The organism is Bradyrhizobium sp. (assembly GCF_050014615.1).
In the GTDB taxonomy this organism is placed as follows: domain Bacteria; phylum Pseudomonadota; class Alphaproteobacteria; order Rhizobiales; family Xanthobacteraceae; genus Bradyrhizobium.
In genome coordinates, this window is record NZ_JBEKCZ010000070.1 from 1 (window position 1) to 23,520 (window position 23,520).

The 23,520-nt window shown below is 61.7% G+C and carries 31 protein-coding genes; 15 read left to right on the forward strand and 16 right to left on the reverse strand.

Annotation, left to right across the window (positions count from 1 at the left end; all coding sequences use genetic code 11):
• The 3 genes from ABR948_RS13405 to ABR948_RS13415 form a co-directional block, all read left to right on the forward strand.
• A partial coding sequence (locus ABR948_RS13405; RefSeq protein WP_428118353.1) for an amino acid--tRNA ligase-related protein occupies window positions 1–342 on the forward strand: 342 nt, incomplete at its 5' end.
• Between the two features lie 51 nt (window positions 343–393).
• Entirely contained in the window at window positions 394–2,703 is a 2,310-nt protein-coding gene (locus ABR948_RS13410; RefSeq protein ID WP_428118356.1) for an NADP-dependent malic enzyme, read from the forward strand.
• Window positions 2,704–2,822: 119 nt separating this feature from the next.
• Window positions 2,823–3,269 (forward strand): DoxX family protein, encoded by a 447-nt coding sequence (locus tag ABR948_RS13415; protein WP_428118359.1) that lies wholly within the window; start codon window positions 2,823–2,825, stop codon window positions 3,267–3,269.
• 11 nt (window positions 3,270–3,280) lie between these two features.
• On the opposite strand, the gene ABR948_RS13420 is transcribed toward ABR948_RS13415, so the two are convergent.
• From ABR948_RS13420 to ABR948_RS13440, 5 genes are all read right to left on the reverse strand, one after another.
• Window positions 3,281–3,790, reverse strand: coding sequence for a dihydrofolate reductase family protein (locus ABR948_RS13420; RefSeq protein ID WP_428118430.1), 510 nt, complete (start codon window positions 3,788–3,790; stop codon window positions 3,281–3,283).
• 69 nt (window positions 3,791–3,859) lie between these two features.
• The gene (locus tag ABR948_RS13425; RefSeq protein WP_428118362.1) at window positions 3,860–4,816 is read right to left on the reverse strand and encodes a polysaccharide deacetylase family protein; all 957 of its coding nucleotides are present in this window, start codon (window positions 4,814–4,816) and stop codon (window positions 3,860–3,862) included.
• Between the two features lie 258 nt (window positions 4,817–5,074).
• Window positions 5,075–5,653: a glutathione peroxidase gene (locus ABR948_RS13430; RefSeq protein WP_428118365.1), complete on the reverse strand. Its 579-nt coding sequence runs from the start codon at window positions 5,651–5,653 to the stop codon at window positions 5,075–5,077.
• 76 nt (window positions 5,654–5,729) lie between these two features.
• On the reverse strand, window positions 5,730–7,373 hold the full coding sequence (locus tag ABR948_RS13435; protein WP_428118368.1) for a hypothetical protein: 1,644 nt from the start codon (window positions 7,371–7,373) through the stop codon (window positions 5,730–5,732).
• A gap of 100 nt (window positions 7,374–7,473) precedes the next feature.
• Window positions 7,474–9,291 (reverse strand): L,D-transpeptidase, encoded by a 1,818-nt coding sequence (locus ABR948_RS13440; RefSeq protein ID WP_428118371.1) that lies wholly within the window; start codon window positions 9,289–9,291, stop codon window positions 7,474–7,476.
• 255 nt (window positions 9,292–9,546) lie between these two features.
• Here ABR948_RS13440 and ABR948_RS13445 point away from each other — a divergent pair, with 255 nt between their 5' ends.
• Window positions 9,547–10,065 carry a CreA family protein gene (locus tag ABR948_RS13445; RefSeq protein WP_428118433.1) on the forward strand — a complete coding sequence of 173 codons (519 nt, stop codon included), beginning with the start codon at window positions 9,547–9,549 and terminating at the stop codon, window positions 10,063–10,065.
• A gap of 35 nt (window positions 10,066–10,100) precedes the next feature.
• Here the strand turns inward: ABR948_RS13445 and ABR948_RS13450 are convergent, their stop codons facing one another.
• Window positions 10,101–10,556 (reverse strand): hypothetical protein, encoded by a 456-nt coding sequence (locus ABR948_RS13450; RefSeq protein WP_428118374.1) that lies wholly within the window; start codon window positions 10,554–10,556, stop codon window positions 10,101–10,103.
• A 44-nt stretch (window positions 10,557–10,600) separates the two neighbouring features.
• On the opposite strand from ABR948_RS13450, the gene ABR948_RS13455 reads away from it, so the two are divergent.
• The 3 genes from ABR948_RS13455 (at window position 10,601) to ABR948_RS13465 (ending at window position 11,619) form a co-directional block, all read left to right on the forward strand.
• Window positions 10,601–10,762, forward strand: a complete 162-nt coding sequence (locus ABR948_RS13455; RefSeq protein ID WP_428118376.1) for a hypothetical protein — start codon at window positions 10,601–10,603, stop codon at window positions 10,760–10,762.
• A 285-nt stretch (window positions 10,763–11,047) separates the two neighbouring features.
• Window positions 11,048–11,209, forward strand: a complete 162-nt coding sequence (locus ABR948_RS13460) for a hypothetical protein (protein WP_428118379.1) — start codon at window positions 11,048–11,050, stop codon at window positions 11,207–11,209.
• 14 nt (window positions 11,210–11,223) lie between these two features.
• Entirely contained in the window at window positions 11,224–11,619 is a 396-nt protein-coding gene (locus tag ABR948_RS13465) for a hypothetical protein (RefSeq protein WP_428118383.1), read from the forward strand.
• A gap of 16 nt (window positions 11,620–11,635) precedes the next feature.
• Here the strand turns inward: ABR948_RS13465 and ABR948_RS13470 are convergent, their stop codons facing one another.
• Window positions 11,636–11,911: a DUF6719 family protein gene (locus ABR948_RS13470; RefSeq protein WP_428118436.1), complete on the reverse strand. Its 276-nt coding sequence runs from the start codon at window positions 11,909–11,911 to the stop codon at window positions 11,636–11,638.
• Window positions 11,912–11,931: 20 nt separating this feature from the next.
• Window positions 11,932–12,084 carry a hypothetical protein gene (locus tag ABR948_RS13475; protein WP_324137679.1) on the reverse strand — a complete coding sequence of 51 codons (153 nt, stop codon included), beginning with the start codon at window positions 12,082–12,084 and terminating at the stop codon, window positions 11,932–11,934.
• A 110-nt stretch (window positions 12,085–12,194) separates the two neighbouring features.
• Between ABR948_RS13475 and ABR948_RS13480 the strand changes: the two genes are divergently transcribed.
• A complete protein-coding gene (locus ABR948_RS13480; protein ID WP_428118386.1) occupies window positions 12,195–13,475 on the forward strand; it encodes an ArgE/DapE family deacylase in 1,281 nt (426 codons plus the stop codon).
• A gap of 19 nt (window positions 13,476–13,494) precedes the next feature.
• Window positions 13,495–13,893, forward strand: coding sequence for a PaaI family thioesterase (locus ABR948_RS13485; RefSeq protein ID WP_428118389.1), 399 nt, complete (start codon window positions 13,495–13,497; stop codon window positions 13,891–13,893).
• Window positions 13,894–13,917: 24 nt separating this feature from the next.
• On the opposite strand, the gene ABR948_RS13490 is transcribed toward ABR948_RS13485, so the two are convergent.
• From ABR948_RS13490 to ABR948_RS13500, 3 genes are all read right to left on the reverse strand, one after another.
• Entirely contained in the window at window positions 13,918–14,967 is a 1,050-nt protein-coding gene (locus ABR948_RS13490; protein WP_428118392.1) for a phenylacetaldoxime dehydratase family protein, read from the reverse strand.
• 23 nt (window positions 14,968–14,990) lie between these two features.
• Entirely contained in the window at window positions 14,991–16,004 is a 1,014-nt protein-coding gene (locus ABR948_RS13495) for a carbon-nitrogen hydrolase family protein (RefSeq protein ID WP_428118395.1), read from the reverse strand.
• 200 nt (window positions 16,005–16,204) lie between these two features.
• Window positions 16,205–17,158: an AraC-like ligand-binding domain-containing protein gene (locus tag ABR948_RS13500; RefSeq protein WP_428118398.1), complete on the reverse strand. Its 954-nt coding sequence runs from the start codon at window positions 17,156–17,158 to the stop codon at window positions 16,205–16,207.
• Between the two features lie 260 nt (window positions 17,159–17,418).
• Between ABR948_RS13500 and ABR948_RS13505 the strand changes: the two genes are divergently transcribed.
• A complete protein-coding gene (locus ABR948_RS13505) occupies window positions 17,419–18,087 on the forward strand; it encodes a GNAT family N-acetyltransferase (protein ID WP_428118401.1) in 669 nt (222 codons plus the stop codon).
• Between the two features lie 37 nt (window positions 18,088–18,124).
• Here the strand turns inward: ABR948_RS13505 and ABR948_RS13510 are convergent, their stop codons facing one another.
• The 3 genes from ABR948_RS13510 to ABR948_RS13520 form a co-directional block, all read right to left on the reverse strand.
• Window positions 18,125–18,427: a hypothetical protein gene (locus ABR948_RS13510; protein WP_428118404.1), complete on the reverse strand. Its 303-nt coding sequence runs from the start codon at window positions 18,425–18,427 to the stop codon at window positions 18,125–18,127.
• Between the two features lie 94 nt (window positions 18,428–18,521).
• On the reverse strand, window positions 18,522–18,821 hold the full coding sequence (locus tag ABR948_RS13515) for a putative quinol monooxygenase (protein ID WP_428118406.1): 300 nt from the start codon (window positions 18,819–18,821) through the stop codon (window positions 18,522–18,524).
• A 33-nt stretch (window positions 18,822–18,854) separates the two neighbouring features.
• Entirely contained in the window at window positions 18,855–19,541 is a 687-nt protein-coding gene (locus ABR948_RS13520; RefSeq protein ID WP_428118409.1) for a DUF2161 domain-containing phosphodiesterase, read from the reverse strand.
• A 165-nt stretch (window positions 19,542–19,706) separates the two neighbouring features.
• On the opposite strand from ABR948_RS13520, the gene ABR948_RS13525 reads away from it, so the two are divergent.
• Complete coding sequence (locus tag ABR948_RS13525; RefSeq protein WP_428118412.1) at window positions 19,707–20,051, forward strand: hypothetical protein; 345 nt, start codon at window positions 19,707–19,709, stop codon at window positions 20,049–20,051.
• A 42-nt stretch (window positions 20,052–20,093) separates the two neighbouring features.
• Here ABR948_RS13525 and fabG read toward each other — a convergent pair whose 3' ends face one another.
• Complete coding sequence (fabG, locus tag ABR948_RS13530; RefSeq protein WP_428118414.1) at window positions 20,094–20,774, reverse strand: 3-oxoacyl-ACP reductase FabG; 681 nt, start codon at window positions 20,772–20,774, stop codon at window positions 20,094–20,096.
• A 100-nt stretch (window positions 20,775–20,874) separates the two neighbouring features.
• Here fabG and ABR948_RS13535 point away from each other — a divergent pair, with 100 nt between their 5' ends.
• The 3 genes from ABR948_RS13535 to ABR948_RS13545 all read left to right on the forward strand — a co-directional run bounded on the left by ABR948_RS13535 (window position 20,875) and on the right by ABR948_RS13545 (window position 22,326).
• On the forward strand, window positions 20,875–21,579 hold the full coding sequence (locus ABR948_RS13535) for an SGNH/GDSL hydrolase family protein (protein WP_428118417.1): 705 nt from the start codon (window positions 20,875–20,877) through the stop codon (window positions 21,577–21,579).
• Window positions 21,580–21,683: 104 nt separating this feature from the next.
• Window positions 21,684–21,881: a hypothetical protein gene (locus ABR948_RS13540; RefSeq protein ID WP_428118419.1), complete on the forward strand. Its 198-nt coding sequence runs from the start codon at window positions 21,684–21,686 to the stop codon at window positions 21,879–21,881.
• 133 nt (window positions 21,882–22,014) lie between these two features.
• Window positions 22,015–22,326 (forward strand): MliC family protein, encoded by a 312-nt coding sequence (locus tag ABR948_RS13545; RefSeq protein ID WP_428118422.1) that lies wholly within the window; start codon window positions 22,015–22,017, stop codon window positions 22,324–22,326.
• A gap of 90 nt (window positions 22,327–22,416) precedes the next feature.
• Here the strand turns inward: ABR948_RS13545 and ABR948_RS13550 are convergent, their stop codons facing one another.
• Window positions 22,417–22,617 (reverse strand): DUF2735 domain-containing protein, encoded by a 201-nt coding sequence (locus ABR948_RS13550; protein WP_428118424.1) that lies wholly within the window; start codon window positions 22,615–22,617, stop codon window positions 22,417–22,419.
• Between the two features lie 570 nt (window positions 22,618–23,187).
• On the opposite strand from ABR948_RS13550, the gene ABR948_RS13555 reads away from it, so the two are divergent.
• The coding region (locus tag ABR948_RS13555) for a glutamine synthetase beta-grasp domain-containing protein (protein WP_428118427.1) at window positions 23,188–23,520 on the forward strand (333 nt) is incomplete at its 3' end.

Consider the following 23,520-nt stretch of genomic DNA (forward strand, 5'->3'; position numbering starts at 1 on the left):
ATCACCTGCAACGGCTACGAGATCGCCTCCGGCGGTATCCGCAACCATCGGCCCGAGGCGATGGTGAAGGCGTTCGAGATTGCCGGTTATGGCGAGAAGGACGTCGTCGAGCGTTTTGGCGGCATGTACCGGGCGTTCCAATACGGCGCGCCGCCGCATGGCGGCATGGCGGCCGGCGTTGATCGAATCGTGATGCTTCTTTGCGGCACCACCAACTTGCGCGAAATCTCGCTGTTTCCTATGAACCAGCGGGCCGAAGACCTCTTGATGGGGGCGCCGTCCGACGTCACGCCGAAGCAGTTGCGCGAGCTTCACATCCGGCTCAATCTGCAGCCTAACTAGATCGCCACCGAAGCCCAGAGTTCGGGCCGAGAGAGCCCGCGGGGGAAATTTATGTCGTCCTATTCCGAAGATCTTACCTCCGCGGCGCTCGCCTATCACCGCCTGCCGCGGCCGGGCAAGCTTGAGATTCAGGCGATCAAGCCGCTCGCCAATCAGCGTGACCTTGCGCTGGCCTATTCGCCGGGCGTGGCCGCGGCCTGCCTGGCGATTGCACAAAATCCCGGCGAGGCGGCGTCGCTGACGATCCGCGCCAATCTGGTCGCCGTGGTCTCCAACGGCACCGCGGTGCTTGGTCTTGGCAATATCGGCCCGCTGGCATCGAAGCCGGTGATGGAGGGCAAGGCGGTTCTGTTCAAGAAATTCGCCGGGATCGACGTGTTCGACATCGAAATCGCCGCCGACACCATCGAGCGCGTGGTCGAGACCGTGGCGGCGCTGGAGCCGACCTTCGGCGGCATCAATCTGGAGGACATCAAGGGCCCCGAGTGCTTCGAGATCGAGGCGCAGCTCAAGGAGCGGATGAAGATCCCGGTATTTCACGACGATCAGCATGGCACCGCCATCATCGTCGGCGCCGCGATCACCAATGCGCTGCTGCTCAACGGCAAGAAACTCAAAGACGTCAAGATCGTTGCCTCCGGTGCCGGCGCCGCGGCGATCGCCTGCCTCAATCTTCTGGTTTCGCTGGGGGCGCAGCGCAAGAATATCTGGGTCTGCGATATCGATGGCGTGGTGCATGAAGGCCGCAACACGCTGATGGATCGCTGGAAGTCGGTCTACGCCCAGAAGACCGACAAGCGCGTGCTGGCCGAAGTGATCGGCGGCGCCGATATTTTCCTCGGCCTGTCCGCGCCTAATGTGCTGACCCAGGACATGGTCAAGCAGATGGCGGACAAGCCGCTGGTGATGGCGCTGGCCAATCCGACGCCGGAAATCATGCCGGATGAGGCCCGAAAGGCGCGGCCCGACGCCATGATCTGCACCGGGCGCTCCGACTTTCCCAATCAGGTCAACAATGTCCTGTGCTTTCCGTTCATCTTTCGCGGCGCGCTCGATGTCGGCGCCACCGCGATCAACGAGGAGATGAAGCATGCCGCGGTGGATGCGATCGCGCAGCTGGCGCGCGATCCGCCGGTGGATGCGATAGCGCCCGGCTTTGACAGCGGTGAGGCCCAGGGATTTGGGCCGGGCTCGCTGATCCCAAGCCCGTTCGATCCGCGGCTGATCCTGCGCATCGCGCCTGCGGTTGCGAAGGCGGCGATGGATTCCGGTGTTGCGACCCGGCCGATCGCCAATTTCGAGGACTATACCGCGCAACTGGAGCGCTTCGCGTTCCGCTCCGGCCTGGTCATGAAGCCGGTGTTCGCCAAGGCCAAGACCCAGCCGGTGCGCGTGATCTATGCGGAAGGCGAAGACGAACGCGTCCTGCACGCGACGCAGGTCGTTCTGGAGGAGAAGCTGGCGCGACCGATACTGGTCGGGCGCCCGTCGGTGGTCGAAGCGCGGATCAAGAAGTTCGGCCTCGCCATCAAGGCCGGCCAGGATTTCGATCTCATCAATCCCGAGGACGACCCGCGTTATCGGTCCTACGTCCAGTCCTATATCGACGTGGCCGGCCGGCACGGCGTCACCCCCGATGCCGCCCGCACGGTGGTCCGCACCAACGCGACCGTGATCGCCGCGCTCGCGGTGATCCGCGGCGAGGCCGACGCCATGATCTGCGGCGTCGAGGGCCGCTACATGAGCCATCTGCGCCATGTGCGCGAGATCGTGGGCTTTCTCCCGGGCGTGAGCGATTTCGCGGCATTGGCGCTGATGATCACCAGCAAGGGGGCCTATTTCATCGCGGATACCCAGGTGCGGCCGAACCCGAGCGCCGAGGAGCTTGCGGAAATGGCGGCGCTGGCGGCGATCCACGTCCAGCGCTTCAATATCAAGCCGAAAATCGCGTTCGTGTCACATTCCGATTTTGGAAGTTATGATACCGACTCCTCGCGCAAGATGCGCCGCGCCACCGCGCTCCTGAAGCAGAACCACCCGGAGATCGAGGCCGACGGCGAGATGCAGGGCGATACCGCGCTGTCGGAAGCGGCGCGGAAGCTGATCCTGCCGCACTCGAAGCTGGAAGGTGAAGCCAATATCCTGATCATGCCGAACCTCGACACCGCCAACGTCGCCTATCAGATGATCAAGGCGCTGGCCGACGCGTTGCCGGTGGGGCCGATCCTGATCGGCCCTTCGCGTCCGGCCCATATTCTCACGCCGTCGGTGACCGCGCGGGGCATCCTCAACATGACCGCGGTTGCCGCCGTCGAAGCCCAGGAGCGGGCCGGCCGTCAGCAACCCTCCCTGTTCGGTTAGCCCCAGCCGATCGGCCGCCCCGCAACTCGATTTGACTGTTTGAAAAGCCGAAGCGGAACGCTCATAATCGCTCCGCCGTCTAGCGACTTTCGCATTTGCAGCATTCAGTGAGGGCGACCATGCCAGCGTTTATTACTTTCGGGCGAATTCTGTTCTGCGTGATGTTTATTTTTTCGGGGGCGTCCAAGCTTCTGGATCTGACAGCGACGGCGCAAATGACGGAGAAGATTGTTGTTCCGGCGGCACTGGCAACCTACACCTCACAGCTCGAAGGCCTCACGGGGATGTCGATGCCGCAGATGCTGGCGGTTGCAGCCGGCGCGCTTGAGTTGATCTGCGGCTTCATGATCGCGTTGAATTTCGGCGCGCGTTTTTTTGCGATCCTGCTGATCCTGTTCGTGGCCGCCGCGACCTTTTACTATCATGATTTCTGGAACCAGGCCGGCCCCGAGGCCAGGAATAACATGGTCCATGCCTTGAAGAACCTGTCGCTCATCGGCGCCTTGTTCATGATCGCAGGATATGGCCGGGGACCACGGGCGGCCGAACCCGCCTACGATGTCTAGAACACGCTAAACTAGACCGCGCGTCGCCACGGCGTGACGCTGACGCCGTTCGCGGGTTCGAGGATCTGGGCCTCGCCGGCGCGCAGGCCATGTGCGGCCAGGATTTCCTGAGGTGATTGGCGGGGGACACCGGGGAAGCACGGCTCACCGCCGGGTAGCCTTACCCGTGGCGCCTGCGAGAGCCAGAACGTGTGGTAGCGGTCCATGAACATGCCGAACACGTCCGGTCCGCCGATAATCGCAATGGTGCCGGAATCAAAGCCGGCCTGATGGCACGCGGCTTCGAAGGTTGCGCCCGCGGGATTCCATAAAGTCCCCTTGGGGTTGGAGGGATCGCGCGCCACGGCGTCGACGGTGCGGGTCACGATGATCCGGCTTCGTCGCGGCGAGTTCGGCTGGTCCTCTTGGGAATGCCGGCCGTGCACGATCAGGTCGGCGCGGTCGAGGGCGGCGGAGAAGAATTGCTTGTCGCCCTCGAATTTCAGTTCGTCCGGCATCACGTGATCGGCGTTCGCCAGCATTCCGTCGGCGGACACGATGACATAACCGTCAATGCGAGGTGCCTTCACAGCTGTTTTCGCGTGGCCGGATTATTCTGAAATCGTCTGCACCACGCTGGAGACCGGGCGGTCGCTGACCGTCGGCAGCTTGGTGTCTTTCAGAACCTCTTCGTCGTATTGCGCCAACGTCTGAACCGGCGCTTTGGCTTTCATCTGCACCACCTTGTAGCCGCCTTCCTTCAGCTTGCGCAGCAAAGCGGGCAGGGCCTCGGCGGTATGCTTGTGGAAATCGTGCATCAGGATGATGCCCTTGCCCTGCTTGTCGAGCTTCTTCATCGTGACGTCGATCACCTGCTGGGCGTTGCGCGCCTTGAAATCGAACGAGTCGAGATCGCAGGAGAACATCGCGATGTTTCTGGTGCCGAGATAGGTCACCATTTCAGGCGGATGCTGCAGCGCCGGAAAGCGGAAGAACGGCGAGGGCGAAACGCCGCCCAGCGCCCATTTCACGGCGCTGAAGCCTTTTTCGATTTCTTCCTTGCGCTGATCCTCGGTCAGCTTCTTGTTGGTCAGCGTGGCGTGCGACCAGGTGTGGGTTCCGATGGTGTGGCCAGCGGCGAGAACCTGCTTGAGGATTTCCGGATAGTAGGTGGCGTGCTTGCCGATCGAAAAGAAAATGCCGGTGGTGCATTCGTCGGCCAGCGTCTTGAGCACCGAAGGCGTATTGACCGGCCATGGGCCGTCATCGAACGTCAGCACCACTTCCTTTTCGCGCAGGAAATCGAGCTGCTTGAAATGTTCGAAACCGAAGCCGGGTCCGCCCGTGGTGTCGATCTCGACGACGCGGCCGATCCCGAGCGCATCGGGATTGGCGCAGGGAGCCTTGGCGGCGGCGGGGGCTGGCGCGGCAGCCGGGACCGGCGCAGCCGCGACGGCCGCCGGAGGAGGAGTCGCGGCGCTCTTGGTGGCCGGGGTCTGTGACCATGCCGTGCCTGATGCGCACAGCGAAACAGCGCCCGCAAATATCAAACCTGCCGCAATCCGCATCTTGCTGTTCCCTTACAGTGATCCCGGGCCCGACCACGGCTCTTTGCCATCGCCCGGGCCAAATTTCCCGCCCGTGATGATCATAGCCTAGTTGGGCCCGCGCGGCCACGGCAACGGCTTTTTCGTAAGGAGCCGATTTGCCGGTCGAAGCGGTTAATTTCGGGGCGACCCGTCCACAGTTTTGACGCGTTGTTCGAGCGCGGACCGTATCATCCCGCATCCACTGCCGGACAGGTTTTCGTTCGAAAACGCCTGGTGTCAGGAATCGGCGAGCGCGCGCGCAATCGCGGTTTTCACCCGCGTATCCAGCGGCTCGACGCTCTCGGGGAAGACCTCGGCGAGGTAACCGTCGCGGCCAATCAGATACTTGTGAAAGTTCCAGCGTGGAACGTCCTTCGGCCGCGCATTGGCGGCCCATTTATAGAAGGGATGCGCATCCGGGCCCCTCACGATCGCCTTTGCCGCAATCGGAAAGGTGACGCCATATTGGTGCTGGGCGGTTTCCGCGATCTCGGTGGCGCCGCCGGGTTCCTGTCCCCCGAAATCGTTCGAGGGAACGCCGACAATCATCAGGCCTCGATCGTGAAATTCGGTCCATAGCTCCTGCAACCCGGCATATTGCGGCGTGAAGCCGCATAGGGACGCCGTATTGACGACCAATATCGGATGGCCGGCATAATCCGCGAGCCTGATGGTGTTGCCTCCGGCCAACGCAGGAAACGAAAAAGCGTAAGCGGTAATCCCCGTCATGCCGGCTTGGGCGTGAGCCGTCCGTGTCCAGGCGGGACTTGTCATCGCGGCCAGTACTGATGCGAGAATGGTTCTGCGATCGATCATTGCGGACCCCTTGTCGTCACGATCAAAGCCGGATGACGTTAGCCTGGCCAGTGAGCGGGCGCCTCTCAACAAGCCGTTATAGCGGGGCCGCAGGGCACCATGGTAGCGGCAGCAGCGGCATGTAGTGCCGGTTCCATTCACAGATCGATTCCGGCCCCCGGCGCATGAAGGCATATTTCACCGGCTCGGCCTGGCCGATCGCGATATGCAGTCCGAACAGAACCACGGCGACGGGATAGGTCCATTTGCGAAAGCGCAGGTCACCGAGGACATCGAGCAGGACCGCGCCGGCGAGGATGATCAGGGGATCGGTGAAGATGAAATATTCGGATTTCAATCCGCGTCGCACGCCGAGCGCGTCGATTCCGATTGCGGCCAGCAAGAGCACGAGGGCCTGGATCGCGCTCTGTCTTTCGCCGCGCGACCACGCATAGACAATGCCGGGCGCGATCAGCCAGGTGAGAAATACGGTCGGACGCGGCGAGGAGTGCAGCACGAAGCTATAGCGCGCGAGAACCGATGCGATTCCATCGAGCAGCAGCCACAGAATTCCCGATAGGCCGGATCCCTTTGCGGCATCGGCGGTGGTGGTGTCCGCAAAAGTCAGCATCTTCTCCAGCGGATTGAACACCGCGATGACATTGCTGGTATTGTATTCGAGATTGAGCAGCAGCAGCGCCAGCGCTGCACCGGCGGCAATCGCCGCTATCGACGCCAGCGTCTCGGTCGCGTTGACGCGCCAGATCACGGCATAGGCAATCATGCAGGCCCCGATCAGGACCAGCAGCGCGGCCTGGTAGATACCGAAGCGGCCAAGCAACAGCGGATGAAACTGTGCGGCCTCGAGCAGGGAACGATCAAAACCGGTAGCGATCAGTGGCCACGCCGCCCACACTGTGGCCAACGCCGCAAGAGCCGCGGTGATCGCGGTCGGCCAACTCGACCTCGCATCGCGCCAGAACGCGACGCTGGCGCTTCCAGCGCTTCCGAACGGCACGGCCAGCAACGGCAACGCGCCGATCAGCAGGATGGCCTGTACCTTGTTCTCGAGACCGAGCACGCAGAGTGCCGCCGCAACCGCCATTGCGAGCGGGCGCGCAACGCTGGCGCGGCGTCCGATCGCGATCAGGATCAGAAACGCAAAGATGACGGGACATGCCGCGACCAGTTCGGTGCGCAAGATGCGCGAATGCACGGCGATGGCGCCGGACAACGCGAACGCCAGCGTTGCGATCAGCGCGACCCGCCAGTCGCGCACGATGAGGCGGACCAGCGCGGCAAACACCAGCACGCAGCCGGTCGCGATCAGCCAGGCGAGAACGCGCCCGGCGCGAACGGCGCTGGTCATGGCGGCATCGAAGGCGCCGGCATCGGAGGCCGGTGGAATGGCCGACAGCGTATAGGCACCGAGCAGACCGAGACGATGCAGGAATTGAAACCAGACCTTCACCGACAGGATGGTGATGTATCCGGTGTGATCGAAGAACGACTGCGGCTTGCCGTCGTTGAGGGCAAGCGCGTTGTAGATCACCATGAAGTCCATGTCGGCATTGCGCCAGTAGATCAGCGCGTAGCCGAACAGAAAAAACGATGCCGCAAGGCCGGCGACGATCGCCGTCAATCCCCAGCGCCAGCCGAGGAAAGTCAGCCGGTCGAAGGCATCCTTTCCCGCGTGGCTTGGCGGTTCGGTCGTTGCAGCAATGGTGGGAAATGGGTTCATGCCGGCGGTCTTTTAGCCCAGCCGCCGGTCCAAGGCGACCGGCGGACCGAAGGCTCCAAGACCTGTTGGCAAGACCCGTTGGCAAGACCTGTTAGTCGGTCTAGCGCAGGGAAACGATGAAATCCGTTCCTTCGCCGGTTTCGCCACCCGCGATGCCCTGATCCGAGATGATGAGAGAGCCGCCGGTCGAAAGGGCTTCGGTAATTCTCGCCAGCGCGTCGGCGGGGAGGTTGAGGCGATCCAGGGCCTCAGTGGGGCTGTCCGGCGTCGGCAATGGTCTTACCTCGACCACGCCTGCGATCTTGCGCCGGCGCGAGGCACGCTCGTCTTCGTCATGGCGCTCGGCGACCTTGGATACCGGCAGCGAGACCACCGACCAGTGCACGAGATTGGCGTCGTCCTTGTCGACCTGCGCGGTGAAGACATGCGTTCCCAGCGGCCGGTCGCTCGACGCGATCGTCACCGGCATGTCGAACAGCGGCGCGAGATTCTGCCGCACATAGAGCTTCGAGTCCTTGCGACTGACGAACATCGCGATCTGGCCGCTGCGCTTTGGCGCAGCCTTTGCCGGATCGGGTTTCGCGGCAGCAGCCTTCTCGATACCGGCCGGGCGGGTCTGATCTTTTTTGGCCGGGACTGCAGCGGGCTCTGGCGCCGTCGCCGCCTTGACATCGGCCGCTTTGGCTTCGACTTTCGGTTCGTCAGCTTTGATACCCTCGACGGCCGCGGCCTTTACGGCCTCAGCACCCGCGGCCTCATCGGGCCTGACATCGGCAGACGCTGCTTCAACCGGCTTGGCTTCATCAGGAGATCTTGCCTCAGCCGACTTGGCTTCAGCCGACTTGGCTTCAGACGACTTGGCCTCAGCCGGTTTGTCGTCGGATGCGGCGACTTCATCGGGCTTCGCCGTCGCGGGGGCAGGCTGCGAGATTGCGGCAGCTTCGGGCTTTGCATCATCCTTTGACGTATCGCTGTCCCTGACGGAAACCGCTTGCTTGGCCGGCGCGCTGCCACCGCCTGCGTCAGACATGGTGACCGCTGCATTCGATGCCGGCAAAGTGTTGCTGGCGTCCGCGGTGCGGGTCTGCTCGCGCAACGGCGCGGCAGCCTTCGGTTCGTCGATCGCAGGCTTGACGCTGTCGCCATGCCCGATGGTCGATCTCAACTCAAGGGCCGCTTCCGCGATTGGCGGCTTGGTCTTCAGGTCGGCATCCGCGGCCTTGTCGGCTTTTGCGGCAATCGGCGCATCTGGGTGCGGCTGGTCGGCCGCCATCGGCTGCGGCGCAACCTTCAATGCTGCAAGCAGCGGATGCGAAAAGCTGGCAGGCGTGATCTCGCCGGGCGTGACGACGACCCGGGCGCCCATTTTGGTCCAGTTCCACATCTTCATGGCAAAGGCCATCGGCATGCGGATGCAGCCGTGCGACGCGGGATAGCCCGGCAGCACGCCGGCATGTATCGCGATGCCCGACCATGTGATGCGCTGCATGAAGGGCATCGGGGCGCCGCTATAGATGTTGGAATGATGCAGCTTTTCTTTTTGAATAACGCTGAAAACGCCCATCGGCGTCGGATGGCCGCGCATGCCGGTGGAAATCGGCGATTCCGCGAACAGGCCGTTGGCGTCGTAGAGTCTCAGTTTTTGCTGGTCGATCGAGATCGAGATGATCACCGGTCCCTGCGGCTTTGTCGATTCCTTCTCCGGTTCGGTCTTTTTTTCCGCGTGATGTCGGGTCTTCGACCGCCGCGGTTGAGACGTCGGATCGGGTCGCGATAATCCGGGTTCGGAATCCGACCAATAATAGAGCGCGGCTTCCGCGTGGGATGTTGCGCCGATCGCGCCGGCTGCTGCCAAAGCGGCAATTCGCCAAAGCTGTCCGGACGCAATAGAAGCCCTTTGCCCGCTTACGCGCATCATTTTCGAATCCCAGCCGTTCGAGATTTAGTGTTGCAGACGAGATACGCGTTCACCAGCGCAACGCCCCAATGCCCGCAATTTTCGTCCCCAAGCGTAACAAAAAAGCCTCACATTGGGTTAAACGCCGGACGGCACCCGTTACCGCTAACCTTCCTGCCGGGCTTCCCACTACCTACATGGATGGAACCCCCGCCCACGGAGATGTCCATGACACGCCAAGCCTTAAGCCAATATGACATGCCCTGGGGACATGGCATGCCCTGGGGACGCTGGGCTTGGTTGGCGCTCGCATTGCTGCTGTGGCCGGGTGCGCCCGCATCCGCGGCCGACGAGCCCGATTTGATCTTTCGCCGCTCGACCGTGTTCAAGATGCTCAGCCCGAACGACAAGCTTGCGACCTATGGCGTCGACGATCCCGAGGTCGAGGGGGTCGCCTGCCACTTCACGGTGCCGGAGCGAGGCGGCTTCAAGGGTTGGTTGGGGCTGGCCGAGGAAGTCTCGGATATTTCATTGGCTTGCCGCCAAATCGGCCCGATCCGCTTCAAGGATAAAATGGAGCAGGGCGACGATATGTTTCGGAAGCGGCGTTCGCTGTTCTTCAAGAAGATGCAAATCGTCCGCGGCTGCGACGCCAAGCGGAACGTACTGGTCTACATGGTATATTCGGACAAGCTGATCGAAGGATCGCCCAAGAATTCGACCTCCTCGGTACCCATCATGCCCTGGGGAGCCGCGGATGCATCGGTTCAGAAATGCGGCGAATTCATCCAGTAGCCGGAACCGGATGCAACGCTTCTGAATTTACCGCTTCACCGGGGTGCGCGCGGCCGAACCCATGTTTCGGGCCGGGCACTGGTATCGCGGCAACCCACCAGGCGCACGAATTTCTGCGGCGCGGATTCGTTGCCGCGACCGCTATCGCCGCATTGCTGCGCCATGGCACCGCAAACCCTCGGCCGCTCCACCTTCTGCAGATTGGTCTTGTCGATCCGCCGCGCGGAAGAGCTGTCACTCCCGGCCGGCGTTTCAACAATCGGCTGGCCCGGTTTGCCGGCCGGAGATGTCTTGCCAACATCGAAGTTGCCATTGCCCACGACCGCGATCCTTTGCTGAGATGAAATCACAACGCGCAACTGCCCATTAAAGTTGCGCACCGTTCGCGTGAGTCGGTGGTGGCGAGAGTTCCGTTCAAGATCGCCGCGGCCCCGATGGGCTCTCTCCAGCAGAGAAAGGTTAAAAAGTCGCCTGAGGTCTCGAACCGTCACGTCGCTGCGGGCGTCTCACCTTGGATGGTTAGTGGAGACATCGGATGCGAGCCCTCAGCTATATTTTCGCGGTTGTTCTGGTGCTCACCGGGCCCTCTCTGGCGGGCTCAGCGGATCGCGACCTGCCGGGAATCGGCACCTTCAGCTATTGCGGGTCTCCAATCCCGGTGCCGGCGCCGGTGATGATGGTCGCTATAGGCCGCTGAACCACTGGCCCAATGACCCCCCTGGGCTTCGGGCCCGATCGGCCTCGTTTCCGGGTTCCGCCGGCGGCGCTGCAAGCCCCGGAAAAATCGTGTTCGATGGGCGCATTTGATTGAAGTGATTGGATTTTTTTTGGAATTGTTTCGTCTGGGCGGCGGCGACGACACAATTCTCCTGCGCGACGAAACCATTATCCGCTTTGACGCAGAACTCCGGAAACCGCGGATGGTTATCAACGTGCCAACAAAACGGCGGGCAACGCCGACAGGCAAACCGGAGACCGTCACATGCAGAGCCTCAGCTTTATCCTCGCCGTCGCCTTCATCCTGGTCATGCCCACGCTGGCTGGTTCGTCGGATGGCAATCTGCCGGGTATCGGCACGTTCGCGTATAGCGGTTCGCCGATCGTGACGTCCGCACCCCAGCCGATCGTTGTTGCGGCCCGCTGAGTCCAGGGCCCGGTATGATTTTCCGTATCTGTTCAGTAGCTATTTTTGCCTGCTTCGTTCTGGGCGGCCCGGCGCAGGCCCAGGTGCGCTCGCCCCAGATGTACTCGCCGACGAAACTGCCCGATCCGCGCGAAGAGTTCGTGCGCCTGTGCGCGCCCCATATGGTGGGGCGCTGGGCGCATCCGGAATCCGTTTGCGGGTGCCTTCACGACCATGCGGCTGCCGCGGTTGAAGACAATGATCTTCGCGCCGCTTTGCTGCGCGGGATCAGCGAGACCGGTGTGCCGACCATCGAGAGCGGTTGGGTGCCGGCAGCGAAACGATCCGAAATCGGTGCCACGTTCACCAAGATCGCAAAGCCGACGCTGCAATGCATGTTCGAGCCGGCGAACCAGGCTCGTTCGAATTAGGGTCACTGGAATCGGGCTACCCCTTGACACCCGGCATCTTGCCCGTGTGCACACGCGGGATGCATTTGCGTGAAGCCATAATTCCCGTTGAAGTCATCTTGGTGCCGGAAACTTCCTTGACCTGGCCGGCAGGGCAGGTTCCGTCATCGACTCTGATGCGCTGCCCCAGCCGCAATGTGCCGATGTCCTGCTCGCGCGAAACCGTCTGCGCCGTGGCCGGAGCCGTCAGCGCGAATAGCGCAAAACCGCCCAGCAGCATGATCGAACAGCGTTTGATTGATAAGGTTTTCATGGCCGGCGTGATATCCCGTTTCACTTGTTCTGGATCTTCAGTCCGTTCGGGCCGACATTGATCTGCAGGCCTTCCGGCTCCTTCTTGGTCTGGTAGAGATTGTAGCCGAGTACGCCGACCGCCACGATCAGTGCGCCGATGATGAGATACAGAATGTTGCGATTGCCGGGCATCCGTGTCTCCATGGGGCATGCAGTCCAAGGGTGGACTGTATTGGCGCGGTCGCGATTCTGAAAGCGACAACAGAAAGCGGCAACGGGAAGTGGCAACAGGAAGTGACGCAATGAACGCTATCGATACCAGCCGGAAAATCCTCGATGCCGTCGACGCCAGTTTCGACGCGCAACAGGCGACCACCATGGATTTTGTCGCGATACCCTCGACTCGCGGCGCGGAAGGGCCGTGCCAGGACATGATCGGCGATCTCTTGCGCCAGCGCGGCTATGAGGTCGACGACTGGCACATCGATCCCGACTCCTTGAAAGACCTGCGCGGCTTCGGCCCGATCGAGCATGATTTTTCGAAAGCCCGTACCGTGGTCGGGACCTATCGTCCCGCCAGCAATGTCGGCAAATCGCTGATCCTGCAGGGACATTGCGATGTGGTGCCGACCGGGCCGCTCGAGATGTGGGAGACGCCGCCGTTCTCGCCCGTGGTGAAAGACGGCAAGATGTACGGCCGCGGTGCCTGCGACATGAAATCCGGTACCATCGGCGCCCTCTATGCGCTCGATGCGATCAGGGCCGCGGGTTTGAAGCCGACGGCACGGATTCACTTTCAGTCCGTGATCGAGGAGGAAAGTACCGGCGTCGGCGCGCTCTCGACCTTGCAGCGCGGCTATCGTGCCGACGCCTGTTTCATTCCCGAGCCGACATCCGGCCGGATGGTGCGCTCGCAAGTGGGTGTGATCTGGTTCCGCCTGAAAGTGCGCGGCCACCCCGTGCATGTGTTCGAGGCCGGCGCCGGTTCCAATGCAATCACGGCCGCCTACCATCTCATTCACAGTCTGCAAAAGCTCGAGGCCGACTGGAACGAGCGCGCCAAGAGCGATCGTCATTTCAAGGCGCTGACGCATCCGATCAATTTCAATCCCGGCATCATCAGGGGCGGCGATTGGGCCTCCAGCGTTCCGGCGTGGTGCGACGTCGATTGCCGGATCGCGATACTGCCGGGCTGGTCGGTCAAGGACTGCCAGTCCGAGATTCTCGCCTGCGTCTCGGCCGCGGCGCGTGATCATCGCTTCCTTTCCAACAATCCGCCTGCCGTGGAATGGTCCGGCTTTCTGTCGGAGGGCTATGAGCTGAAGGATTCTGCGGAAGCCGAAGCCGCGTTTGGCACGGCCTATGAGGCGGTCTACGGCGGCGCTGTGGCAGACCTGGTTTTCACCGCGCTCACCGACACGCGCTTCTACGGACTAAACTACAATATTCCAAGCCTGTGCTTCGGCGCCAGCGGAGCGGCCATGCATGGCTTCAACGAATATGTCGATCTCGACTCGTTGCGGAAATCGACCAAAGCCACGGCGCTGTTTATCGCGGAGTGGTGTGGGGTGGAGAAGGCATGAGCCGTGAGGACGACCGACCATGACGCCGCTTGAAAAAGTCAATTCGATGAAAATGCCCTTTGCCGAGTTGAAGGGCGTGACCTTCACCGAAGCGGAAAAGGATCGTGTGGTGGCGCGGATGCTGGTTCGGCCGGATCTCTGCACCCTTCACCACACGATTCATGGCGGTGCGTTGATGGCGTTCGCCGATTCCGTTGGCGCTGCGGCGACCGTGATCAATTTGCCTGACGATGCCAAGGGCACCACCACCATCGAGAGCAAGACCAATTTCATCGGCGGCGCCAAGGAGGGAACGACCGTGATCGCGACCGCGACGCCGGTGCATCGGGGACGGCGCACCCAGGTTTGGCAAACCCGGCTGGAAACCGAGGAGGGCCGGCTCGTTGCCATCGTTACACAGACGCAGATGGTTTTGTAGGAGAGCGGCCGCCGCAATCGTACCCTATCCGGCGGCAACCGTCGGCACAGCGTTCAACATCCCGGTTTGCGGATGACAGTCCACATATTCGAAAAACTGCTCGTCGGTCCGGGCGACGGTTACTTCGTGATAGAGCCGCAGCTTCGCGGCCGGTCCCAATGACGACAGATATTTCATCGCGGCGCCGAAGATCCTGACATGGGTCGGATGCGATTCAGCCCAGCGCTCCAGTGCGGCCAGGCTTTTCCACCAGCTCATGCCGTAGGATTTCTCGGTCGGCGCGCCATCGGGCCCAACAACTGTCATGTAACGGTTGGCGTAACAGCCGATCGAGCGACCATGATCGCGCAGGAAGTCCATGCCTTCCCTCAGAACCGGCTCGACATCATCGAGATACATTTTGCGTTCGGATGCTTCGGTGTCGCCCCAATCCTGGCCCGAGCGGATCAGGCACACATTGTCGTGCGGGATGACCCGGATCCGGGAGCCGTCGCGAATGGCGCTGATGGTGCCGGAGGGCGCCATCTCGCTGGTCTGGGACAGCGGAATGCGATCGCGCATGCCGCCCCAATAGGCATGTTCCTGAATCTCGCCGCTCATGCTGTCGGCGAGCACGGCGACGCCTTCAGCGCGCCCTAAGGAAGAGAACAAGGTTTCATAACCTTCCACGGCTGGATAAAGCACCTCGATGAACGACCCCAGTCCATCGATAGCGCGCTGGTCGCCGGTCCAGCCGTCGCGCACCGCCGGGAACCAGCCATCGAATTTTGAGCGATCGTCCCAATAGGCAACCGTCACGACGTTCGTGAAACCGGCTTCGTCGACATACCGTGCCCGGTCCCAATGCGTTGGGCCGCCGTTAGATTCGAAACGGGAAGCAATCCAGGCCATCGCCTGCTCCGCGGTTTTTGAAGGCGCGCCGCGGGTCTGAACGCCGAAATAGGCCATCACGACGCACGCCACGCTTGGCTTGTGGCGCGCCACGAACGACGGGTAGGGCGGCACGTAGTCGTCGGGGACGCGCCGGTGACGCGTGCGGGTGTTTCGGAGATGCTCTGGGATAGCGGATTCCATGGCGGGCTCCTTTCGAATTTGAATCAGGCCGACAGCTTGATCTCGCTCATGACCTCGGCATCGATCGGCAGGGTGAAGTGCTCGACCCGGTTGGCGCGAGAGGTGTTGAGCAGCAGCCGCGTGACGTCGGGCCTGGAATAGTGTCCGGCGGGATCGGCGGCGTTCTTCGCCACACCGATCATGCCGAGATCGATATCGGCGTACAGAATGCCCTCCTGATCGGCTGGAAGCTTTTCGGCAAGCGAACTGCCGTCCGGCCCAAAGATCACCGCATGGCCGCCGCCGGTGTGCAGGAATGCATGTTTCTCGGGGGAATCGCACAGCTCATCGATCATGGCCTGTGAGACCACCGCGCAGGGGCCGAGGAAAAAGCATGAGCCTTCGACGGCGTAAACCTTGCTCGCGGCGTTGTTGACTTCCCAGCCGAGCGCATGCGCGAAGGGGTCGTACAGCGAGAAGCTCGGCCAGGCCCCGACATGGACCTGCTCGTTCTGGGCGTACATCGCGTATTTCGACAGCGGTTGCAGATGCTCCCAGCAGCACAACGCACCGAGCCGTCCGACATCGGCGCGATCATGCACAGCGAGGTCGCTGCCGTCGCCCTCGCCGAACACGGTGCGTTCGGCATGGGTTGGCCGGAGCTTGCGGCGCTTCGCAATGGTTTCGCCGTCGGGACCGATCAGCCATTGCGCGATATAGAGGCTGCCACCATCGCGTTCGGAGACGCCGATCACCGCTGTCATCTTGGCGCGCTTCACGGCCTTGCGAATTTTCTCGGCCTGCGGACTGTCAAATGACAGCGAATTATCGAAATAGCGCTGCACGAAGCCACGGCCGATCGCCCAGGCGGGAGCTCCAAGCCAGATCTGCCACGGATATCCGGGAATGAAGGTCTCGGGAAACGCAATCAGCTTCGCACCCTGCGCGGCGGCCTCTTCGATCAGGGCGATGGTCTTGTCCACCGTTGCATCCAGATCGAGAAAAACCGGCGCCGCCTGAACCACCGCAACCTTGTATTTCTGATGAACGAGACCCATCGACGTTATCCTTTCGCATCGCGAGACGAGAATGATTGCTGCGAAGCTTACAGCCGAGCCGGGCCGGGCCGCTTGTCCGTGGCGGCGGGAAAACTTGTCTTAACTGGCGAATGGGCAGCACAAGGCGGCCGGTTCGACCGCCTCGCCACCGGCGGGGTGGCGGAGCGTCGCGACAGGCGGGGAGCCTGACCGTAAACGGGTTACTGCGTCGGGTGCTCGCGCCATTCGCGCGGCGAGGCGCCGAACTTTTGCTTGAAGATCCGGCTGAAGTGAGCGAGGTCGTTGAAGCCCCACGCGAATGCGATATCGCTAACGTGCCGAGCAAGGTGGGCGGGATCCGACAGATCGCGCTTGCACCGCTCCAGACGTTGCATCTGGACGTAGCTGCGGAACGAAGTCTGTTCGGCGGCCATCAAGTCGCTGGCATAGCGTGGCGAGATCCCAATGGCTGCCGCCGCGCGCGGCATCGACAGTTCGGGGTCGCGCAGATGGGTCAGGATGTAGTTCTTGAGACGATAAAGCAGCGCGGACCTGTGAAACGACAGGTCCGCCGAACGCTGATGCATCCTGTCGGCGAAGGCCATCGCGATGAGATCCAGCGCTTGGTCCAGCAGGCGCGTCGCCGTCGCGGCATCGACCTGGTCGACCGCCTTGCTGATGCCGAGCAGGAATTCATGGACCAGCCGTTCGAGCGGCCGATCGCCCTGGAAAGTGGTCGCGGTCAACGTGTCGAACGAGCCGACGCGCTGGTGCAGCAGCTTGCGCGGGATCTGAAAAATCGTCTGCGAAAAGCTGTCGTCGAAGCGCAACTCGTAGGGGCGGGTGGTGTCGTAGATGACGAACTGACCGGCGGACACGACCGCTTCGCGTCCATCCTGAAACACGCCGTTCACGCCGCTGTTTCCCAAGGCCACCAGCACAAAATCGTCGCTGGCGCGCGCGATCCGGGACGGCGTGCGCAGTACCCGCTGGGCGCAGGAATCGACGCGCGTAGACGACACCGGCCCGATCATGGTTTGCGAAACCGAGCCCCAAAACCCGTCATGCATGTCGGAGCGGCAATCGAGTCCGACAAACGTATCGCAGACGATGTCCTGCCAGACCGCAAGCCGTCGGTCCGGAGCCGAAGTACGCGTATCGAGCACGACAGCCACGATGGGCCTCCAAGAATTCGTGGGAAATCCGCGGGCATTCCGTGGGCCAAAGCCCGGCTCAAATTGGATTCTAGCAAATCGCTCGCCAAGCGACGTTAACGAAATCTTAACGATGACGAGCCGCGTGAGGCGTTAATTTTTGAGAAGGCATTGCCGTTATTTCAGGCGGAAAGCGGCCTTGAATTTTATGTTGCGATGCACAATATTCGGGGTCTAGGGATTCGACGCCTCCTCGAGGGCTATCCAAGAGGAGTTTTGACGTGAGCTACCAAGACAATACCCGGCCCGCGCTTGCAACGGGGACGGTTCGGACCCTGCGCCAGCAGGAGGAATTGCCGCTGCTGCGTGATCATCTGTTGCGGCTCGACGCGGAGAGCCGTCATGACCGCTTTCACGGGTTCCTGGACGACAGTTTCATCGAACGCTACGCCGCGAAATGCGCCGAGGATGGCACCGTCATTATCGCCTATATCGAAGGCGGCGTGGTCCGGGGGGCCGCGGAGTTGCATCCGCCAGACCAGGCTTCGGATGCGATGCCGGAGATCGCTTTCAGCGTGGAGGCGCGCGTGCGGCGTCAGGGCGTCGGCAGCATCCTGTTTCGCAAGCTGATCGCGGAAGCACGATCGAGGGGCTACCGCTCCCTGCGGATCACGACGGGCGCGCAAAACCAGGCGATGCGCGCGCTCGCCAGCAAGTTCGGCGCGCATCTGACGTTCCGCCACGGTGAGTCGACCGGCAGTATCGATCTGAAGCAGCAACCGCAGCCTGAACTTGCAAGGCTCGAACCTACAGGGCTCGAACCCACAAGGCTTGCGCCTGCAAGGCTTGCGATCGCCACACCGTTCGACGCCGCACGCACGATGGTCAATTTCAACCGCGCGTACTGGAAGTGGCTGTTGCGAATGTACGGCTGGGGACGGACGGCCTGAGAGATTCGGTTCTGATTCAATCAGAACCGATCAGGCTCTAAGTGCCGGTGCGCTTGTCGTTGCCGAATTTCCGGATAACCCGGCGTTCGACCACGACCGAGCGTTGCGCGCCTTGTTCGCCCGCGATCACCCGGGTGATGGAACGCGCCGCCGTGCGGCCGGCTTTTCTGACTTCGGCGGTGACGGATTCGACCGGCAGCCCCATCAGCGACGCGGCGATTTCAGCCTGTTCATTCTGATCGTCGGTGATGCCGATCGCTGCGAAAATAGCTTCTTCCAGCGTCGGTGGATCGCGCCGGACGCGCCGCGGTCCATATTTGGTATTCCAGTCTTCGCTCATTGGGGCCTCTCGTATGATGGGGGAATACCTAGGACCCCTTATGTTGCATTGCAATATGAAATTGGTGTGGCAATCCAGCCATGCATTTGTCGATTCAAAGGCTTTCCAGCCTTGTGGCGTCATAAATCTCGATCGTCGGGCTGGCTGCGGCGAGCGGCTGCAGCGCGCGGACGAAATCGCGCGAGGCCGGCACCGCGAAATGCGCCAGTAGCGCGGCCCGATCCGCCCACTGCTCGATGAACACCAGCCGGAGCGGATTCTCGCAATCGGCGTGCACAGCGTGCGAGATGCATCCGGTTTCCTGGCGTGAGCGATGGACATGCTCCAGGCTCAATCTGCTGACCTCATGGAGCGAATCTTCGCGCGCCGTCACGCTTCCAGTCACCACGATCATCCCATCCTCCCCGCCGTTTTGATCGCCGGCCTCTCATGGCACCGAATCGCCGGCGCCTGCAAAATCTACCACCTGCTGCGGCCAGCGCTTTAGCGCGGCGTGTCCGGCATCGGTCAGGACGTAGATGCCGCGCTCGGCCCGATCGAACCAGCCATAGACGTTATGCAGCAATATTTTGGCGGCATCGGGAATCTCGGGCCGCAAATCGCGCACGCGCCGCGGCCCCTGCGACAGCGCCGACGCGCAGGCCAGCGCCTGCTGGCGATAGGCCGTCATGATCGGCGAGCGCGTGCTGCCGCCCAGCGCCGGGTCGCCCTTGCGCCGCCGGTGCTCGGCGACAAGGCGTGAGCGCTTCTTCGGGTTGCGGCGTGGACTGGTCGTGGGCGGCTTCACGATCACCTCCACATCGCCGGTGTTGGTGACCGCGAGCATGCCGAAGCCGAGCCGGCGGCACAGATTGCGATAGCGCGCGTCGCTCTCGCGTCCCTTGCCGCGCGCGGACAATCTGGCGGCGAGCCAGACTTCATCGCAGGCGGCGGCGCGATCGACCGCCTGCAAAATCAGTTCGAGATTGAAGGAAAGCTTCAATTCGCCAATCACCACGATGGGAGGATCGTCGCCACTCAGCGCAACGAGGTCGCAGCCACCGACTTCGCCCTTGACCGTGAAGCCGAGCTTTTCAAGAAAGCGTTTGACGGGCAGATAAAGCGCGGTTTCCAAGGGGGCTCCAGGAATCGTGAAGTCAGGTATCGTGAAGGGTCATGCCTGCGACTCAGTGTCCGAGTTTAGCCCGGATCCGCCGTTGCACATGCCGCATGATTTGATCAAGCCATGCCAGAGCGGCTATCCTGCCGCCGGGACCAGATTGCGGGCGCGATGAATTCGATGATCAGAAATGGCCTGTACCATATCACCGTGGAGATGCTGGACGGCGTCCAGGGCGGCAATCAGGGCGTCATGGTGGTACGTGACGGTACCCTGCGCGGCGGTGACTCGTTCTTTTATGCCTTCGGTACCTACACCGCAGCGAACGGCAAATGGAAGGGCGAGGTCACCAACCAGGAGCATTCCCCGACATTTGGAGCGCGGCCGGTTTGGGAACGCAAGGTGGTGACCATCGGCTTTACCGGAACCTACACCGACGACTCTGCCGAAAGCGACGGCATGGCGCTCGCCGGCAAACAGAGCATCCGGTTCAAATCCAGGCTACGGCTGCTGGTTCCGGACTGATTGGAACGATGCGCGCAGCAGAAAGGCGAACGCCAGAGAGACCTACACGCGGCCGTTGACCGGAAGCAACGCGCCGGTGACCGCACTGGCCGCATCGCTGGCGAGAAACAGGATCACGTTGGCTAGCTCTTGCGGGGTTACCCATTTTTGGAAATCCGCTTTCGGCATGCTGGCGCGGTTGGCCGGGGTGTCGATGGTCGATGGCAGCACGGCGTTGACGGTGATGCTGCCCTTCCATTCGGCGGCGAGCGCCTCGGTGAGGCGATGCACACCCGCTTTCGACGCGGCATAGGCCCCCATGCCAGCGCCTGCCTGCAGCGCGCCCATCGCGCCGACATTGACGATCCGGCCGGTGCCGGAAGCGGCCAGATACGGGATCGCCGATCGCGATGCATTCAAGGCGGTGAGCACGTTAAGCGCATACATGTGCTGCCAGGTTTTGGGGTCGCCCTCGGCAATCGCCTCGAACGCAAAGCCGCCGGCGATGTTGATCAGCGCATTGACCCCACCGAAATGCGACGCGATGGCGTCGATCGCCTTGCAGGCCTGGATTGCATCGGTCAGATCGACGCCGCCGATGTCGATCCTGTTCGCCGTGGCTGCGATCTGTGCCGGGGCATGATCCACGCCGGCGACCCGCGCGCCCCCTGCCAGCGCCACTTCCGCAACCACTTTGCCGAGCGCGCCCGAGGCGCCGGTGACGACAACGACTTTTCCGTTCATGATGGGTCTCCGGGCGAGAAGTGACTGCTGCTCAATATTGCTAGGCGAAATTCATTTGCAAGGCTTCGGAATTTAGCACCACGATACTTCGGAGGTTCAGATGTCTGACCCATCACGGCCTTGCGATCCCCATCCTGACCTCGTCGGGTTCGAATTTCCGCTTCGGCATTTGAGGGAGGCGCTCAAGCGCAAACGAAAGGTCAAGATTGTGGCCATCGGTTCCTCGTCGACAGCGGGGGCTGATGGGATTCTGCCTTATCCGCCCAGACTGGAAATGCTTCTGCGCCAAGTGTTTTACGGCCGGATGATCGACATTCTCAACCGCGGCATCGGAGGGCAGGAGGCTCCCGAAGAGCTGTCACGCTTTGAGTCCGACGTCATCGGCGAAGCGCCCGCGCTGGTGATTTGGCAGGTGGGTACCAACGCCGTTTATCGCAAAGAGGACTATAATTTCGATGACGTGACGGCGGCGATCACCGCGGGACTGGGTTGGCTCGCCGATCTGCCGACAGATGTGGTGCTGATGGATTTGCAATATACGAGGGCTCTGGTCGACCCGCCCGGTAAACTCGATCTCTCCAACCAGATGGTCTCGCTCATATCAACGATCGCAGGGAACCAGGGTGTCAATGTGTTTAACCGCTTTGCTCTCATGCAGCGCTGGGTCCAGGCCGGAATTCGGATTGAAGAGCTGGACGATGGCGCTCAAGCCCAGCTCCATACCAGCGATTGGGCCACCAATTGCGTTACACAGGCTCTGTTCGGCGCGATCAAGCTGGCCGTGAAGGCGAACGAAATTACGTAGGACCACGGGGAACGGCCGATCGCTAAAATTTGCGCGAGTTTTGTAAGCGGAATGCAGAACAATCCGGATACACCTGTAAGTCGTTCAATGGGGCTGGAAAGATCATGAGACATCTACCTGACCACGGCCTGCCGCTGGTACAACTTAAGGAGCAGCGCCGGGATTTGATTGTAGCGCTGCAAAATCGCAACGGCCCGGTCAGTGGCTGGGAATTGATGCAGATCGCCGCCATTCAGCAGGCGATCTCGGCCTGCGAGGACGTCATTTCCGACCTCGATGCGGAATTGGAAGCGGCGGCGTAAGCGTCTTCCCGGCCGGCTTTGTAAGGCGTATCGCCGGTTTCGGTCTGGTCTATACACGTGGCCCTCGCGCGGGTATTCCATGGCCCCGTGCCCTCGGACGTGATCCGCAGGGTGAGTACCGCCGGGGGCTGATATGAATGGGTACAAGACCGCCATTTTTGGTGCGGCACTTGTTGTAGCGGGCGTTGTGACCGGATCATCGTCGGCGCTGGCGCAGACCTTTGAGAACTATCACTGCGCCGACGGCACCCGGTTCATCGTCGGATTTTTCAAATACGACTCGCGCGCACATCTGCAGATCGACGGCAGGGAAGTCACGCTGGCGAGACGTCTGGCCTTGTCCGGCTCGCGCTATTCGGGTGGCGGGGTGACGCTGGTGATCACCAAGGCCGGCGTAACGGTCAGGCACGCCAAACGACCGGTGACGGCGTGCGAACTGACGTAAAAAGGGCCGAAACATTTTCGTTTCGACCCTTTTGCAGTTGAGATCGCACCAACAACCGGCGGTGCAACGGCATCGTGCCCGCGGCTGGCATCAACCCTCGCGCACCGGCTTGGACTCCTGGATGGCCGCTTCGTGATACCAGCTGCCGCCGCACGCGGCTTCGCTGACGCGCAAGGGGCCAGGATCGGTCGATGCCTTGGTCTCCTCAAGGCGCCGTACGCCGAAGGCCGCGCGGCCTCCGGCCGGGAATTGGTAGATCTTGGCGGACCCGTGATTCAAACTCGTATTCATCTGTATCTCCTGATGGTCGTGACGCTTTGACTCATGCTGCGCCCGACTCGTTCTTGACTGGTTACTGAAATCGATATCGTCCCTGCACTCCGGTCGTGCAACCTGATCAAAGTGAAATCATCGGGTGTGTAAAATCTAGGCAATTTCGGTTTTGCTTGCTGAGAAGCAGCCACAGGCTGGCTAACGCTTAGGCCTTCGCCAAGGTTGCGAAGGCGTCCCGCTTTCTTGAGGAATGTTGCCGGCGATTGGCGCTGCTTTAATCGCACCGATAGATCAGGCCGCGGATTGCTTCGGAAACAGGCGTGATTTAGGCTTTTGCCGGGTTGTCGCTGCGTCCGCCGAGAACGCCAACCGCGCTGCTTTGCCGCACCTTAAATGCGATTAAGAGCCGGTGGTCGGTGGGTTTAGCGCCGTCCTGACTGCCGTCCCGCAACGCGGCATTTGGCACTTTAATTGCTTGGTAACGACTGGCCGATGGTGGCCGGGTAACGCGTGTGGTGACCAATTAGGCTTCGATTTCCCTAGGCTTCGGTTTCCCACCTTTCGCATCATCAACGTATGAGAGGCTCAATGACAAAGTATAAGCTCGAGTATATCTGGCTCGACGGATACACGCCGACCCCGAATCTGCGCGGCAAGACGCAGATCAAGGAATTTGATGCGTTTCCGACGCTGGAGCAGCTTCCGCTGTGGGGCTTCGACGGAAGTTCGACGATGCAGGCCGAGGGTCACAGCTCCGATTGCGTGCTGAAGCCGGTCGCCGTTTATCCCGATGCCGCGCGCACCAACGGTGTGCTGGTGATGTGCGAAGTCATGATGCCCGATGGCAAGACGCCGCATGCCACGAACAAGCGCGCCACCATTCTCGACGACGAGGGTGCATGGTTCGGCTTCGAGCAGGAG